9 protein-coding genes and 1 pseudogene are annotated in these 16,126 nt (G+C 66.7%); 4 read left to right on the forward strand and 6 right to left on the reverse strand.

Going from position 1 to position 16,126, the window contains the following annotated elements:
- Positions 1 to 19: 19 nt before the first annotated feature.
- Positions 20 to 1,507: an NCS1 family nucleobase:cation symporter-1 gene (locus tag JZZ72_RS16795; RefSeq protein WP_043863977.1), complete on the reverse strand. Its 1,488-nt coding sequence runs from the start codon at positions 1,505 to 1,507 to the stop codon at positions 20 to 22.
- A gap of 347 nt (positions 1,508 to 1,854) precedes the next feature.
- Between JZZ72_RS16795 and hydA the strand changes: the two genes are divergently transcribed.
- The 3 genes from hydA to preA all read left to right on the forward strand — a co-directional run bounded on the left by hydA (position 1,855) and on the right by preA (position 6,063).
- Positions 1,855 to 3,294: a dihydropyrimidinase gene (gene hydA / locus JZZ72_RS16800; protein ID WP_054914390.1), complete on the forward strand. Its 1,440-nt coding sequence runs from the start codon at positions 1,855 to 1,857 to the stop codon at positions 3,292 to 3,294.
- Positions 3,295 to 3,420: 126 nt separating this feature from the next.
- A complete protein-coding gene (locus JZZ72_RS16805; protein ID WP_043863979.1) occupies positions 3,421 to 4,788 on the forward strand; it encodes an NAD(P)-dependent oxidoreductase in 1,368 nt (455 codons plus the stop codon).
- Complete coding sequence (gene preA, locus JZZ72_RS16810) at positions 4,789 to 6,063, forward strand: NAD-dependent dihydropyrimidine dehydrogenase subunit PreA (RefSeq protein WP_210014732.1); 1,275 nt, start codon at positions 4,789 to 4,791, stop codon at positions 6,061 to 6,063. It abuts the gene before it with no gap.
- On the opposite strand, the gene JZZ72_RS16815 is transcribed toward preA, so the two are convergent.
- Positions 6,045 to 8,534, reverse strand: a complete 2,490-nt coding sequence (locus JZZ72_RS16815) for a UvrD-helicase domain-containing protein (protein WP_081315098.1) — start codon at positions 8,532 to 8,534, stop codon at positions 6,045 to 6,047. The genes preA and JZZ72_RS16815 overlap by 19 nt on opposite strands.
- A 222-nt stretch (positions 8,535 to 8,756) precedes the next feature.
- Between JZZ72_RS16815 and JZZ72_RS16820 the strand changes: the two genes are divergently transcribed.
- On the forward strand, positions 8,757 to 9,395 hold the full coding sequence (locus JZZ72_RS16820) for a pirin family protein (RefSeq protein ID WP_210014733.1): 639 nt from the start codon (positions 8,757 to 8,759) through the stop codon (positions 9,393 to 9,395).
- Between the two features lie 149 nt (positions 9,396 to 9,544).
- Here the strand turns inward: JZZ72_RS16820 and pgm are convergent, their stop codons facing one another.
- From pgm to JZZ72_RS16840, 4 genes and pseudogenes are all read right to left on the reverse strand, one after another.
- The gene (pgm, locus tag JZZ72_RS16825) at positions 9,545 to 11,185 is read right to left on the reverse strand and encodes a phosphoglucomutase (alpha-D-glucose-1,6-bisphosphate-dependent) (protein WP_210014734.1); all 1,641 of its coding nucleotides are present in this window, start codon (positions 11,183 to 11,185) and stop codon (positions 9,545 to 9,547) included.
- Between the two features lie 95 nt (positions 11,186 to 11,280).
- Positions 11,281 to 13,542, reverse strand: a complete 2,262-nt coding sequence (locus tag JZZ72_RS16830) for an ATP-dependent DNA helicase (protein WP_210014735.1) — start codon at positions 13,540 to 13,542, stop codon at positions 11,281 to 11,283.
- Positions 13,539 to 15,191 (reverse strand): VRR-NUC domain-containing protein, encoded by a 1,653-nt coding sequence (locus JZZ72_RS16835; protein ID WP_210014736.1) that lies wholly within the window; start codon positions 15,189 to 15,191, stop codon positions 13,539 to 13,541. The genes JZZ72_RS16830 and JZZ72_RS16835 overlap by 4 nt, the downstream gene beginning before the upstream one ends.
- Before the next feature lie 71 nt (positions 15,192 to 15,262).
- A pseudogene (locus JZZ72_RS16840) lies at positions 15,263 to 16,126 on the reverse strand (hypothetical protein); the annotation flags it as partial.

Genomic DNA, 16,126 nt, shown 5'->3' on the forward strand with positions numbered 1-16,126 from the left:
GCCTCTGCGGGCCGTGGGGTTACACGGTGGGTTTGAGGCTGGTGGCACGCGCGCCCTTCAGGCTGCCCAGGGCGTAGTAGATCACCCCGCCCAGCGCCGAGCCGGTGAACCAGCCGAAGTCGTAGAACCAGCTGAACGCCGGGCTGTGCAGCGACAACAAGGTCAGCACCACCGGCACGCCGAAGGCGATGAAGCCGGTCGCGTTCCAGGCCGGGTACACGTCGTCGCGGTACAGCCCGGCAAGGTCGAGGGTCTGCTTGCGCAGCAGGAAGTAGTCCACCACCATGATCCCGGCAATCGGCCCCAGCAGGCTGGAATAGCCCAGCAGCCAGTTGGAATACACCGACTCCAGGCTCACGTCCGAGACGATCAGGCCGAGTTTCTTGAGCAGCTCATGGGCCATCAGCAGCAGGCCCACCAGCCCGGTCAGCAGCACGGCGGTGGTACGCCCGATCCACTTGGGCGCCAGGTTCTGGAAGTCGTTGGTGGGCGAAACGATGTTGGCCGCGGTGTTGGTCGACAGAGTGGCGATGATGATCAGCGCCATGGCCAGCGCCACCCACAGCGGGCTCTGGATATGCCCGATCAGGCTCACCGGGTCGGACACCGTCTCGCCCACCAGCGAGGCCGAGGCAGCAGTCAGCACCACCCCCAGCGCGGCAAACAGGAACATGGTCAGCGGCAGGCCGAAGATCTGCCCCAGGATCTGGTCCTTCTGGCTTCGGGCATAGCGGCTGAAGTCCGGGATGTTCAGCGACAGCGTGGCCCAGAAACCCACCATGGCGGTCAGCCCGGCGAAGAAGTAGCCGGTCACGCTGGCGCCTTCGGGGCGTTTGGGCGGCTGCGCCAGCAGTTCGCTGAACGACACGTTGGGCAGCGCCCACACCAGCAGCCCGGCACCCACCAGCACCAGCAGCGGTGCCGACAGGGTTTCGAGCCACTTGATCGACTCGGCGCCGCGCAGCACCACCCACAGGTTGAGGCACCAGAACAGCATGAAGCCGATGACCTCGCCGGTGCCGCCCAGCGCCTTCCATTCCGGCCAGAACGAGCCCAGGAAGAGGTGGATGGCCAGCCCGCCGAACATCGTCTGGATACCGAACCAGCCGCACGCCACCAGCGCGCGGATCAGGCACGGCACGTTGGAGCCGATGATGCCGAACGAGGAGCGCAGCAGCACCGGGAACGGGATGCCGTACTTGGTGCCGGGGAAGGCATTGAGCGTCAGCGGGATGAGCACGATGGTGTTGGCCAGCAGGATCGCCAGCAGCGCCTCGCCCACCGTCAGGCCGAAATACGCCGTGAGCACCCCGCCCAGGGTGTAGGTGGGCACGCAGATCGACATGCCGACCCACAGTGCGGTGATGTGCCATTTGTTCCAGGTGCGCTGCCCCACCTTGGTCGGGGCGATGTCATGGTTGTAGCGAGGGCTGTCGAGGACGTCGGTGCCGGCGTCGAGCTCGAACAAGCCGTCACGCTCGCTCACTTGCGATCGGGTCTGGTGCATTGGCCGCTCCACTTTTCTGGTTATGTGCACCTCGCGATGAGGCGCCGGAGTCTTGCGCGTGCAGGTAAGGCAATCACGGTCAGGTGATCTGAGAAATCTTGACCATTTACGCATCCTGTCAAGCAAGACAGGACTCGCCAGAAACCTCTCCTAACCCGTAAAAAGAGGTTTTATTCTTATTTTTCAATAAGTTGAAAACAGAATAAGCATATAAAAAATAATCTTGCCCAATCCCGGATCGCCAACTAGATTCAATTCTTGACGGCGATGACAGGATTACTCCGGCGCCGATCACGACAAAAATCTAGAGCCGGTAGCAACCGGTCAAGCCTGCGAGGAGCTTCGTGATGACGCTTTTGATTCGTGGCGCCACCCTGATTACCCATGACGAGAGTTACCCGGCCGACGTGTACTGCGCAGACGGCCTGATCCAGGCCATCGGCCACAACCTCGACGTCCCCGCCGGCTGTACCGTGCTCGATGGCAGCGGGCAGTACCTGATGCCCGGCGGCATCGACCCCCACACCCACATGCAGCTGCCCTTCATGGGCACGGTGGCCAGCGAGGACTTCTACACCGGCACCGCCGCCGGCCTGGCCGGCGGCACCACCTCGATCATCGACTTCGTGATCCCCAACCCGCAGCAATCGCTGCTCGAAGCCTTTCACCAGTGGCGCGGCTGGGCCGAGAAATCGGCGGCCGACTACGGCTTTCACGTGGCCATCACCTGGTGGAGCGAGCAGGTGCGCGAGGAAATGGCCGAGCTGGTCAACCACCACGGGGTGAACAGCTTCAAGCACTTCATGGCCTACAAGAACGCGATCATGGCCGCCGACGACACCCTGGTCGGCAGCTTCGAGCGCTGCCTGGAGCTGGGCGCGGTGCCCACGGTGCATGCCGAGAACGGCGAGCTGGTGTACCACCTGCAGCGCAAGCTGCTGGCCCAGGGCATCACCGGCCCCGAAGCGCACCCGCTGTCGCGCCCTTCGCAGGTGGAAGGCGAAGCGGCCAGCCGTGCCATCCGCATTGCCGAAACCCTCGGCACCCCGCTGTACCTGGTGCACGTGTCCACCCGCGAGGCGCTGGACGAGATCACCTATGCCCGCGCCAAGGGCCAGCCGGTGTACGGCGAAGTGCTGGCCGGGCACCTCTTGCTGGACGACAGCGTGTACCAGCACCCCGACTGGCAGACGGCGGCCGGCTATGTGATGAGCCCGCCGTTTCGCCCGCGCGGGCACCAGGAGGCCCTGTGGCACGGGCTGCAATCGGGCAACCTGCATACCACCGCCACCGACCATTGCTGCTTCTGCGCCGAGCAGAAGGCCGCGGGGCGTGACGATTTCAGCCGTATCCCCAACGGCACGGCGGGCATCGAGGACCGCATGGCGGTGCTGTGGGACGAAGGCGTGAACACCGGCCGGCTGTCGATGCAGGACTTCGTCGCCCTCACCTCCACCAACACCGCCAAGATCTTCAACCTGTACCCACGCAAGGGTGCGCTGCGGGTCGGCGCCGATGCCGACCTGGTGCTGTGGGACCCGCACGGCACGCGCACCATCTCGGCCAAGACCCACCACCAGAACGTCGACTTCAACATCTTCGAAGGCAAGACGGTGCGCGGGGTGCCCAGCCATACCATCAGCCAGGGCAAGCTGGTGTGGGCCGACGGCGACCTGCGCGCCGAGCGCGGCGCCGGGCGCTATGTCGAACGGCCGGCATACCCGGCGGTGTTCGACCTGCTGAGCAAGCGTGCGCAGCAGTGCAGGCCCGGCGCGGTCAAGCGCTGAGCCTTTAAAGCATCGCGGGTCAAGCCCGCTCCCACAGGTATCGTGCGATCCCGGTGGGAGCGGGCTTGACCCGCGATGGGCGCGCCAGCGCCCCGGTTTCTATAAAAAAACAAAGAGGCCACTACCGTGATCAACGCCTTGAACCATCTCCCGCACCCGCAAGACGACAACGCCACCCTCGCCACGCATTTCAGCGACCTGGCTCCGCCCCTCACCCCGCGCCAGGCCGCCGTGGAAAGCGCGCGCTGCCTGTACTGCTACGACGCCCCCTGCGTCGACGCCTGCCCCAGCGACATCGACATCCCCTCCTTCATCCGCAACATCCAGCAGGACAACGTGCAGGGCGCGGCCATCAAGATTCTCTCGGCCAACATCCTCGGTGGCAGCTGCGCCCGGGTGTGCCCCACCGAGATCCTCTGCCAGCAGGCCTGCGTGCGCAACAACGCCCAGGAATGCGCCCCGGTGCTGATCGGCCTGCTGCAACGCTACGCGGTCGATCATGCCGAGTTCGCCGAGCACCCGTTCCAGCGTGCGCCCAGTACCGGCAAGCGCATCGCCGTGGTCGGCGCCGGCCCCGCAGGCCTGGCCTGCGCCCACCGGCTGGCCTGGCACGGGCATGAGGTGGTGATTTTCGAAGCACGGGAAAAGGCCGGCGGCCTCAACGAATACGGCATCGCCAAGTACAAGCTGGTGGACGACTTCGCCCAGCGCGAGCTGGACTTCGTGCTGCAGGTGGGCGGTATCGAGATCCGCCACGGCCAGGTGCTGGGCGACAACCTCAGCCTGGGCGAGCTGCAACAGCAGTTCGACGCGGTGTTCCTCGGCCTGGGCCTGGCCGCCAGCCGCCAGTTGGGCCTGCCCGACGAAGGCGCCCCGGGCCTGCTCAGCGCCACCGAGTACATCCGCGAACTGCGCCAGGCCGACGACCTGAGCACCCTGCCCCTGGCCGAACGCTGCATCGTGCTCGGCGCCGGCAACACCGCCATCGACATGGCGGTACAGATGGCCCGCCTGGGCGCCCATGACGTCAACCTGGTGTACCGCCGTGGCCTGCAGGACATGGGCGCCACCCAGCATGAACAGGACATCGCCAAGGCCAACCAGGTGCGGCTGCTGACCTGGGCCCAGCCCGAGCAGGTGCTGCTCGACGACCAGGGCCGGGTGCGCGGCATGCGCTTTGCCCGCACGCACCTGGTGGACGGACGCCTGCAAACCACCGGGCAAACCTTCGAACTGGCGGCGGATGCGATCTTCAAGGCCATCGGCCAGGCCTTCGACGGCCAGGCCCTGAGCGACCCGCAGGCCCTGCAACTGGAGCGTGATGGCGAGCGTATCCGCGTGGACGACAACCTGCGCACCAGCCTGCCGGGCGTGTACGCCGGCGGCGACTGCACGCACCTGGGCCAGGACCTCACCGTACAGGCCGTGCAGCACGGCAAGCGGGCCGCCGAGGCCATCCATGCCCAACTGACCCTCAACGTGGAGGCCGCATAAATGGCAGACCTGTCGATCGAATTCGCTGGCATCAAGGCGCCCAACCCGTTCTGGCTGGCCTCCGCACCGCCCACCGACAAGGCCTACAACGTGATACGTGCGTTCGAGGCCGGCTGGGGTGGCGTGGTCTGGAAAACCCTGGGCGAAGACCCCGCCGCCGTCAACGTGTCGTCACGCTACTCGGCGCACTTCGGGCCCAACCGCGAGGTGCTGGGCATCAACAACATCGAGCTGATTACCGACCGCTCGCTGGAGATCAACCTGCGCGAGATCACCCAGGTGAAAAAGGCCTGGCCCGACCGCGCGCTGATCGTATCGCTGATGGTGCCGTGCGTGGAGGACGCGTGGAAAACCATCCTGCCGCTGGTGGAGGCCACCGGGGCGGACGGCATCGAGCTGAACTTCGGCTGCCCCCACGGCATGCCCGAGCGCGGCATGGGCGCGGCGGTGGGCCAGGTGCCGGAGTACGTCGAGCAGGTGACACGCTGGTGCAAGACCTACCGCTCGCTGCCGGTGATCGTCAAGCTCACCCCCAACATCACCGACATCCGCCAGTCGGCCCGCGCCGCGCACCGCGGCGGCGCCGACGCAGTGTCGCTGATCAACACCATCAACTCGATCACCAGCGTCGACCTTGAGCGCATGATCGCCCTGCCGATCGTCGGCGAGGCCAGTACCCACGGTGGCTACTGCGGTTCGGCAGTGAAGCCGATCGCGCTGAACATGGTGGCCGAGATTGCCCGCGACCCGGCCACCCACGGGCTGCCCATCAGTGGCATCGGCGGCATCGGCAGCTGGCGGGATGCCGCCGAGTTCATTGCATTGGGTTGCGGCTCGGTGCAGGTGTGCACCGCGGCGATGCTGCATGGCTTTCGCATCGTCGATGAAATGAAGGACGGCCTCTCGCGCTGGATGGACAGTCAGGGCTACCACAGCCTGCAGGACTTTCGCGGGCGCGCGGTGGGCCACACCACCGACTGGAAGTACCTGGACATCAACTACCAGGTGATCGCCAGGATCGACCAGCAGGCCTGCATCGGCTGCGGGCGCTGCCACATTGCCTGCGAAGACACCTCGCACCAGGCCATCGCCAGCCTGGTCAAGGCCGAGGGCGGGCACCGCTACGAGGTGATCGACGCCGAGTGCGTGGGGTGCAACCTGTGCCAGATCACCTGCCCGGTGGAGGACTGCATCGAGATGGTGCCCCAGGACACCGGCAAGCCGTTCCTGGACTGGCTGCACGACCCACGCAACCCCTACCGCGAGGCGTCCTGAGGCTGCGCCCCGCGCAGGTCTTCGAAGCAGGCCTTGTTCCCGTCCACCTGAACAGACGCCCGGGGCAGGTTCGCCGCCTCCCCGGTCGGCGTCTCCACATGCCAGTAGCAGTGCTTGATCGCGCGGGTGATGGCCACGTAGGCCAGGCGCAGGATCTCGTCCTTCTGGGCGTTGTCGTAGCCTTCGGGGTCGCCCGCGCGGCCCAGCCCGGCCTGGCGGTACACCTGGTTCTTGTACGGCGAGCGCGTCAGGTGCTGGCAGTCACCGAGCATGAACACCGCATCGGCCTGCAGGCCCTTGGCGCTGTGGTAGGTGAGCTGGCGGAACCGCCGCTGCGCCGCCGGCAGGCTGGCCTCGTGGTTGAGCAAGGGCTGCAGGTGCTCGGCAATCACCGACTTGTCGACGCTCTTGCGGTACAGCAGCATCACCGACTCGCCATCGCGGTAGTGGTCCATCAACTGCCGGGCCAGTGTGGCTTCGTCGCGCTCCATCACCATCACCGGCACCGGCTGCTCGGCCGCCGGGCCGCAGGCACGGGCCTTCTTGCCGGCAATTGCCGGGGCCGACTTAACGATATGCTCGGCTGCATCGATGATGTGCTGGTGGCTGCGGTAGTTGTCGGCCAGCATCACGCGGGTGGTGCTGGGGGCGACGAACTGCTTGGCGAACTCCATGAAGTACTTGGGCGAGCTGCCGCGCCAGCCATAGATCGACTGCCAGTCGTCCCCCACGCACAGCAGCGAGGAATGCTGCGCCACCTGCCCCACGTGCATGGCCGGGCCGCGCCGGCGGATCTCGCGCAGGCAGGCGCGCAGCCACGAGACGATCTGCGGCGACACGTCCTGGAACTCGTCGATCATCAGGTGCGACAACGGGCGCAGCATCGGGTCGGGCAGCAGCCGCAGGTTTTCCGGGTTGTTCTCGCCGAACAGCGCGAACATGCGGTTGTAGCTCATGATCGGCGGCGACTGTGCCAGCAGGTGCGCCTCCAGCGCCTTCCAGTACAGGCTCAGGGCCTCGAAGAACAGCGCGTCGGTGTCGCCCTGCGGGAAGCTCATGCCGCCCACCGCCACGCTCACATCCAGCCCCAGGTTCTCGATGAACCCGGCAGCGCCGACGAACGCATCCAGCAAGGGCGCCGCGCCCAGCTCGCCTTTTACCTTGTAGTCAAAGCCCGGCCCGGCCACCGCATCGCCGGCCAGCGAGGCGGTGAGGCGTTTGGCCGCCGCGTAGTTTTCCAGCCAGATCACCGGCTTGTCGCAGAACGCCTGGAACAGCGTGCGCTTGATCACCCATTCGGCCCACACCGGCAGCTTGGCGCCGGGGCGCTTGTACTGCTGATTCTCCTTGGGGTCGAAACCCAGCACCACCCAGGCGTCCAGCTCGGCGATATGGCCGTGGAAATGAAAGCGGCTGCCGTTGATTTCGACGGTTTCGCGGCTGGGCTCGATACCCTTGATCGGCCAGGCACCCGCCTGGAACCACAGGTCTTCGATCACGTCGCACAGCTCTTCGTCGCGCCCGGACGACAGCTGTGTCACCGCCACGCGCTTCTGCACGTCGGGGTGGTCGCGGTCCAGGGCCTTGAGCTGCAGGGCTTCGCGGCGCAGCCCGGCAATCAGCTCGGCGAACCGCGGGCTGGTGTGCAGCAGGTCGCGGTAGCACAGGTTGAGTTGCTGGCGCTGGGCATCGTTGATGCGCAGGTCGAACGGGTTGCTGTCCACGCCCGCCTCGCTGCCCCCGGGCTGCTCGCTGCCCAGGGTCTCGAACGCCCGCACCTGGCTGAAGCCCGGCAGGCTGCGCACCAGCGGCAGGATGCGCGAATGGAAGGTGCGCACCAGCTCACGCGCCTGCACCGGGCTCAGGGCCAGTTGCCACAGGCCGAACACCTGCACCAGGCGGGCAATGAAGTCCTTGCGCGACTCGCGGGTGAAGGTGACCACGGTCATGGCCTCCAGCTCGAAGCCCAGGTAATGGCGCAGCAACAGGATACGCAGCACCAGCGAGGTGGACTTGCCAGCGCCGGCGCCGGCGATCACGCAGGTGGACGGCGTGTCGCTGAAGATCATCTTCCACTGCGCTGCGCTGGGTTGGGCGTGGGCCGGCAGGCGCGCAGCGACGTCGGCCTTGAAGCGCTTCTTCAGCTCGGGGGTCAGCGGCAGGCGCCAGTCGTCGAACAGGGCATCGTCCAGCCCCGGCACGCCGTGGGCATCCGGGCGCGTATCGCGGATCACCAGCACCTGGCGCCCGGCCTCGAAACCGTCCACGCGCCCTTCTTCATAGCCTTCACGCAGCCCGTCGGCATGCCCGGTGCGCTGGCCGTTGGCATGGCCCTGGAACCACGAATCGCGGTGCTGTGCCTGCAACCGGCTCAGGCCACGGCCCAGCAGGCGTGCGGCCAGACGTCTGACCCAGGGCAGTTGCGCGGGTGGGGTTAGATCCGTGGGTAGCTTGGGACGCTCGTGTGACACACCGACTCCGGCAATCAATTCAATCAGCGGCCATGTTCGCCTTATCACGACCAAATCACCAGCCGAATGCTTTCAGATCAGTGGATTAGGCGACGAAACAGCGAAACTACCGCAGGTTATATATCGAATATAACGATCATATTTAGCCGATATTTACGCTTTTTTTCGATGTTTATCGAGAGGATCATCAGCGCCATCCACCTGATTACCGAGGACACGAGCATGCTGCAACTGCGCCCCTTCGACACCCTTGGCCACGCCAACCATGGCTGGCTGGATGCCCACCATCACTTCTCCTTTGCCGAATACCACGATCCGCGCCGCATGAACTGGGGCACGCTGCGGGTATGGAACGACGACCTGATCGCCGCCGGCAGCGGGTTCCCGCCGCACCCGCACCGCGACATGGAGATCATCACCTATGTGCGTGAAGGCGCGATCACCCACCAGGACAGCCTGGGCAACAAGGGCCGTACCGAAGCCGGTGACGTGCAGGTGATGAGCGCCGGTACCGGCATCACCCACAGCGAGTACAACGTGGAGGCCGTGGACACGCGGATCTTCCAGATCTGGATTGTGCCCCAGCGTGTGGGCCAGGCACCGTCGTGGGGCGTGCGGCCGTTTCCCAAGGGCGAGCGCGGCGAAGGGTTCGTGACCCTGGCCAGCGGGCGCGAGGGGGATGAAGGCAGCCTGGGGATCCGCGCCGATGCGCGGCTGGTGGCGGCGACGCTGAAGGCCGGGGAAAGCGCCGAGTACCGCATCGATGCGGGTCGCCGGGCCTACCTGGTGCCGGCCAAGGGCGTGATCGAGGTCAACGGCCTGCGCGCCGAGGCCCGCGACGGGGTGGCGGTGGAGGATTAGCAGGTGCTCAGGGTGGTGGCGCTGCAAGACAGCGAGATTGTGCTGGTGGATGTGGCGTAGGTACCGACGTCATCGCGGGTCAAGCCCGCTCCCACAGGGTTTGCGAACGCCGCAAAACCTTGTGGGAGCGGGCTTGACCCGCGAAGCTTTTAGGCGATGGCAGCGTCCACCAGCTCCTGCGCCTCACCCACCAGGCGCTGCAGGTGCGCGTCGTCGACGAAGCTCTCCGCATAGATCTTGTAGATGTCTTCGGTGCCCGACGGCCGCGCCGCGAACCAGCCGTTGGCCGTCATCACCTTCAAGCCGCCAATCGCCTGGTCGTTGCCCGGCGCATGGCTGAGGATCTGCTCGATCGGCTCGCCCGCCAGCGTGGTCGACTTGACCTGCTGCGGCGACAGCTTGCCCAACTGGGCCTTCTGCTGCGGCGTGGCCTTGGCATCCACCCGGGTGGAGAACGGCCTGCCCAGCGCCTCGGTCAGCGCCTCGTATGCCTGGCTTGGGTCGCGCCCGGTACGGGCGGTCATCTCTGCCGCCAGCAGCGACGGGATCAGGCCGTCCTTGTCGGTGCTCCACACCGTGCCGTCCTTGCGCAGGAACGAGGCGCCGGCGCTCTCCTCCCCACCAAAGCCCAGCGAACCGTCGAACAGGCCATCGGCGAAATACTTGAAGCCCACCGGCACTTCGTACAGGCGACGCCCCAGGCGTGCCGCCACGCGGTCGATCATGCCGCTGCTGACCACGGTCTTGCCCACGGCCGCATCGGCGCGCCATTGCGGGCGGTTCTGGAACAGGTAGTCGATGGACACCGCCAGGTAGTTGTTCGGCGCCAGCAGGCCACCTGACGGGGTGACGATGCCGTGGCGGTCATGGTCGGGGTCGCAGCCGAACGCCACGTCGAACCGATCGCGCAGGCCGATCAGGCCCTGCATGGCGTAAGGCGAGGACGGGTCCATGCGGATCTGGCCGTCCCAGTCCACGCACATGAAGCGGAACGTGGGGTCGACCTCGGTGTTGACCACGTCCAGGTCGAGCTTGTAGTGCTCGGCAATCGCCGACCAGTAACGCACCCCGGCACCGCCCAGCGGGTCGACACCCAGGCGCAGGCCCGCACCACGAATCACATCGAAATCAATCACATTGACCAGGTCGCTGACGTAACTGCCCAGGTAGTCGTGACGGTGCGTGGTGCTGGCCTTGAGGGCCTGTGCATGGGCCATGCGCTGTACGCCCTTGAGGCCGTCGGCCAGCAGCTCGTTGGCCTTGGCCTCGATCCACTTGGTGACGTCGCTGTCGGCCGGGCCGCCATTGGGCGGGTTGTACTTGAAGCCGCCACTTTGCGGCGGGTTGTGCGACGGGGTGATCACGATGCCGTCGGCCAGGCCACGGCTGCGGCCACGGTTGTAGCAGATGATGGCGTGGGAGATGGCCGGGGTCGGGGTGTACTCGTCATCCTTGGCCAGCATCACCTCGACGCCGTTGGCTGCCAGCACCTCCAGTGCGGTAGCAGCCGCCGGGGTCGACAGCGCATGGGTGTCGATGCCGATGAACAGCGGCCCGTCGATGCCCTGCGCCTTGCGGTACAGGCAGATGGCCTGGCTGATGGCGAGCACGTGCGCTTCGTTGAAGCCCAGGTCCACGGAGCTGCCGCGGTGCCCCGACGTGCCAAAGGCAACGCGCTGGATGGCGACGCCTGCATCGGGCTGGCCGGTGTAGTACGCGGTCAGCAGCTGGGGGATATCGACCAGCACGGAGGCTGGCGCCGGTTTACCCGCCAAGGGACTGAGCTTCATGCAAAACCTCAAGTAAAGATGTACAGGGTGATGAAAATACGCAGTTTACTGGCACTTCGACCACAACGCGACGGCGGCGATCCCGCCCGCCGCGACTATTTGTACTGCGGTGCCCACCAGCCGGGAAACATCCGCTGCACCCGGGGCTCGGCAAAACGGTCGTCGATCAGCATGACCACACCGCGATCTTCAGTGCCACGTATCACCCGCCCGGCCGCCTGGATCACCTTCTGCACGCCGGGGTACAGGTAGGTGTAGTCGAAGCCCGCGTCGAACAGAGCACCCATGCGCAGCTTGAGCTGTTCGTTCACCGGGTTGACCTGGGGCAGCCCCAGGGTGGCAACGAAGGCGCCGATCAGCCGGGTGCCAGGCAGGTCGACCCCTTCGCCGAACGCCCCGCCCAGCACGGCGAAGCCCACGCCCTGCCCGTCTTCGACAAAGCGTTCGAGAAAGCCCTTGCGCTGCGCCTCGTCCATGCCGGGCGACTGCGACCATTGCACGATGTGCGGGTAGCGCTCGGCCAGCAGCCGCGCCACCTGCTGCTGGTAGTCGAAGCTGCTGAAGAACGCCAGGTAGTTGCCCGGCTGGAGGCGGTACTGCTCGGCGATCAGTTCCACGATCGGCGCCAGTGACGCCTGCCGGTGCTGGAAACGCGTCGACACACTGCTGATCACGCGCACCTGCAACTGCTCGGCGGCAAACGGCGAGGCCACATCCAGCCACGCGGTGTCGGCCGGCAGGCCGAGCAGGTCGGCGTAGTAATGGCGTGGGCTGAGGGTGGCGGAAAACAGCGTGACGCTGCGCGCAGCGGCCATGCGCGGGCCGATCAGCGGCGCCGGCACCACGTTGCGCAGGCACAGGGTGGACAGGCTGCGCCGGCCCGGGCCGTCGCGCTTGCTGATGTCGAACACGAAATGCTCGTCGAACACCTCACACAGGCGCAGGAACTGCGAAGCCTGAAAGAAGAGCTGCAACAGCGGCCCTTCGACGCCGGCAGGCTGCTGGTTCATGCTGTCCTGCACATGGCTGACAAAACGCTGCAGCGCCTTGAGAAAGGCCTCGGGCAACTGGCCGGTGGCGCGGTAGGGAACGTCCTGGTCCTTGTGCACGGCGTTCCAGGCCCGGTCAAGGCGCTGCAAGGCGTTGGCCATGCCTGCCGGGGGATCACGCCGCAGGGCCTTCAATTGCCATTGATCGAGGCTCACGCTGTACATCTGGCGTGCACGCTCCACCAGGTTGTGCGCCTCGTCCACCAGCACCGCCACCCGCCACTGGTCGAGCTGGGCCAGGCCGAACAGCAAGGCGCTCTGGTCGAAGTAGTAGTTGTAGTCGCCCACCAGCACATCCACCCAGCGCGCCATCTCCTGCCCCAGGTAGTACGGGCACACCTGGTGCGCCAGGGCTACCTCGCGCAGGCGGGCCTGGTCCAGCACCGGCTGCTGCGCGGCGGCCTGGCGGGCGGCGGGCAAGCGGTCGTAGAAGCCCTTGGCCAAAGGGCAGGCTTCGCCGTGGCAGGCGGTGCCGGGAAACTCGCAGGCCTTTTCCCGTGCCACCAGTTCCAGGCTACGCAGGGCCAGCTCGGGGCTGGCGTGCATGACCCGCTGCACGGCCTCCAGCGCCAGCGCCCGCCCCGGCGTCTTGGCGGTCAGGAACAGCACCTTGTCCAGTTGCTGCGGCACCATCGCCTTGAGCAACGGGAACAGTGTGCCCAGCGTCTTGCCGATGCCGGTGGTGGCCTGGGCCATCAGGCAGCGGCCGGTGCTTACCGCCTTATACACGGTTTCGGCCAGCTCGCGCTGCCCGATACGAAAGCTGGCGTGGGGGAACGCGAGCGCCTGCAGGCCGCTGTTGCGCAAGGCCTGGCGTTGCATCTGCTGCTGGGCCCAGCGCAGGAACAGCGTGCACTGGGCGATGAAGAACTGCTCGAGTTCGGCGGCGGTATGGCGGGCCTCCACCAGGGTTTCTCGGTCGCTGTCCACGTCCAGGTACACCAGCGCCAGGTTCACCTCGGCCAGTTCTCGCTGCTGGCACAGCAGCCAGCCATACACCCTGGCCTGTGCCCAGTGCAGCTGGCGGTGGTTGTCGGGCTGGCTGGCCAGGTCGCCGCGGTAGGTCTTGATCTCTTCCAGGCGGTTGAGCGCCGGGTTGTAGCCGTCGGCGCGCCCGCGTACCTGCAACTGCTCGAACTGCCCCTCCAGCGCCACCTCCGACTCATAGCCCCGGCCCCGGCGCGTGACCACCGTGCGGTGGCCGGTGATGCCCTCCTGGGCCGAGGGCGACGGGGTGAAGCGCAGGTCCAGGTCACCGACCTTGGCGGTGAACTCGCACAGCGCACGCACCGCTACCTTGTAGCTCATGCTGCCGGCTGTGCCCACTGCACGTGGCACACCTCGACGGGCAGGCCGTGCTCGGTGCAGAAGGCGATCCAGCGCAGCTGGTTGTCCTGCAGGCGATCGCCCGGGCCCTTCACTTCGATCATGCGGTAGCGCCGTTGCCCGGGCCAGAACTGGATCAGGTCCGGCATGCCGGCGCGGTTGGCCTGGATATCCTCCAGCAGGCGCTCGAAGCAGCGCTTGAGGTGCGCCGCCGGCAGGCAGTCCAGGGCCTGCTGCAACAGCGTGGCATCCAGCAGTTCCCAGTACACGAAGGGTGATTGCAGGCCGTGCTTGGCCTGGTAGTTGGCCAGGATGGTGTGGCGGTAGCGCTCATCGTCCAGCTGCCCCAGGCAGGCGGCAAAATGCTCGGCGCGGCGCGCCTGGAAGCCGGCATCGTGCAGGTCCAGCGGGCCGCTCTGGAACGGGTGGAAGAACGCGCCGGGCACGGGCGCGAAGATGGCTTCCCAGCACAGCAGCCCGAACAGGCTGTTGAACAGGGTGTTCTCGACGTAGTACACCGGCCCGTCATCGGCCGCCAGGTGCACCTGCACCGCCTGCTCCACGCCAAGCGTTGACAGATCGACAGGCAGGCACAGGTCCAGCCGGCTGATCGCTGCCGGGGCGCGCCGACGCTGTGGCGGGCCGCCCAGCTTGCGCTGCAGGCGGGGCAAGATGCGCGCCAGCGCCTGGACCTCCAGCGCGTTGGCCGGTTTGGCGCCCACTACGCTGGCAAGCTCCAGGGCGGCGGCATGATCGGCGCTGCGCTCCAGCACGCGGATATGCCGGATGCGTGCCTGGGGGTGGTTGCTGCGGGGGTAGATGTTCAGGGCCTGGGCCCAGTCGCCGCTGCGCTCGCAATGCTGGCCAAGCTGGAACAGCAACCTGGCGCGGCGCCGTTCCAGCCACGGGTTGCTCGGCTGCAGGCCGTCCAGCAGTGCCAGCACCTGCTCGACCGGCTGCCCGGCCTCGAGCTGCTCGGCACAGGTGTGCAGGGCCAGGCACAGGTCGATATCGGCGCGCTCGCGCAGCGCCCGGGAATCCTCGCCGAACGCGACCTGCTCGTAGCGCAGCAGGCCAAGGTCGGCGAGCACGAACTCCGACCAGTCCTGGTGCAGGTTGCCGAAAAACAGCAGGCGCAGACGATCGCACAGCGCCTGCAGGTGCAGCACGTACACCGGTTCGTCGAATTCGGGCCACCACTGACGCAGGGGCCTGGCCTCGGCATACAGCGCCGACAACTGTTCGAGCAGTTCGCCCTTGGCAGCCCGCGGGCGCTCCAGCACGTCGGCGAAACAGCGGGCGATTTCGTCCTTGCGCAGCAACTGGAACAGGTGGTCCAGGCCCAGGCTCGGCTGGTCGTCGAGCCAGCCCAGCGCCACCAGCGGCGCGGCGGCAGGCTCGATTGCGCCGATTTCCAGGTAGGTCAGCTTGCTGGCGCGAAACATCACACCCTTGCGCATCACCATGCGTACCAGCAGGGCCTGGGAGGCCTGGCCCAGCGTCGCGAACTGTTGAATGAAGGCGTGTTCGTGTTCATCGAGCAGGTCGGCGTAGCGCAGTTGCACCCAGGCCAGTACCTGCTGAAAGTTGCACAGGTAATAGAACGGGTCGGCGACGGAATGGGCGATCACGGAGCGGGTAACCAGCAGAAGGAATCCACTGGTTATACATACAGACAGGCGAGCTTGGCAACCTCAGCGGATCAATGGCGCAACCGGCCCGGATCGCTATCCCGGGCCCGCGCCAGCAGCGAACGTCCACCGGCGGCCGCTTCACTTTCTCGCTGGTAGAGCATCTGCAGCGTGCTCAGGGACAAGCCGCTGATCTCCTCCAGCCATTGCACCATGGGCTGTGGCGAGGGTACGCCCTTGAGTGCCTTGTGCAGGTAGGGCAGCGCCGCCTGCATGCCGGGGTGCCGCGCCTGTACGAAGCGCTCCAGGTTGCACCCGCGGTCGACGAAGGGCGCGAACAGCAGGCAGGCCAGCTGTTCTTCGTTGAGGTTGTAGCCCTGCAGGGCGAAGTTGTCCGCCAGGCGGCGGCGCTGGCCGTGGCGCTCGCGGTCTTGCCAGGTTTCCATGGCCAGTGCCTGCAGCGCCGCCGGCACCGGTTTGCGCCGCAGCTGGGCCTTGACCTGCTGCAGGTGCTCGGCAATGCCCAGCGCATAGTCCTGCCCCTGCACCCACTGCGCGCGCAGCCCGGCAAGGTGTGCCATCAGCAACGGGTTGGCGCAGGCCGACTGGCTGAAACCCAGGGCCAGCTCGTCATAGCGAAACCTGAGAAATTCGAGCAGCAGCACGCTCTGCCCCTGCTGGCTGTCCTGCAGCAGGTCGGCGATGTCGATGAAGCGCGGGATACGGCGGGGGGCCGGGACCTGCCGAAGGGGCTCGGCTGGCAGACCCAGCACCTCGTTGAGGTAGATGCGGCGCAGTTGGCCAAGGCCCTGCAACAGGGCGCCGGGGTGTGAGTGGGCCGGCCTTGCACTGCTCAACCCGGCCTCGCGCATCATGCGGCGGCCCCACGCCAGGTAGCGTTTGCGCTCGGGCATCGGGTCGGCGTTGATCAATGC

Origin of the sequence: Pseudomonas palmensis (assembly GCF_017848315.1) — a bacterium.
Classification (GTDB): Bacteria; Pseudomonadota; Gammaproteobacteria; order Pseudomonadales; family Pseudomonadaceae; genus Aquipseudomonas; species Aquipseudomonas palmensis.

Coding starts and splice junctions, on each gene's coding strand:
- pgm (WP_210014734.1), bottom strand. CDS start 11,185: ATGAAGCTCAGTCCCTTGGCGGGTAAACCGGCGCCAGCCTCCGTGCTG.
- JZZ72_RS16820 (WP_210014733.1), top strand. CDS start 8,757: ATGCTGCAACTGCGCCCCTTCGACACCCTTGGCCACGCCAACCATGGC.
- preA (WP_210014732.1), top strand. CDS start 4,789: ATGGCAGACCTGTCGATCGAATTCGCTGGCATCAAGGCGCCCAACCCG.
- hydA (WP_054914390.1), top strand. CDS start 1,855: ATGACGCTTTTGATTCGTGGCGCCACCCTGATTACCCATGACGAGAGT.
- JZZ72_RS16795 (WP_043863977.1), bottom strand. CDS start 1,507: ATGCACCAGACCCGATCGCAAGTGAGCGAGCGTGACGGCTTGTTCGAG.
- JZZ72_RS16830 (WP_210014735.1), bottom strand. CDS start 13,542: ATGAGCTACAAGGTAGCGGTGCGTGCGCTGTGCGAGTTCACCGCCAAG.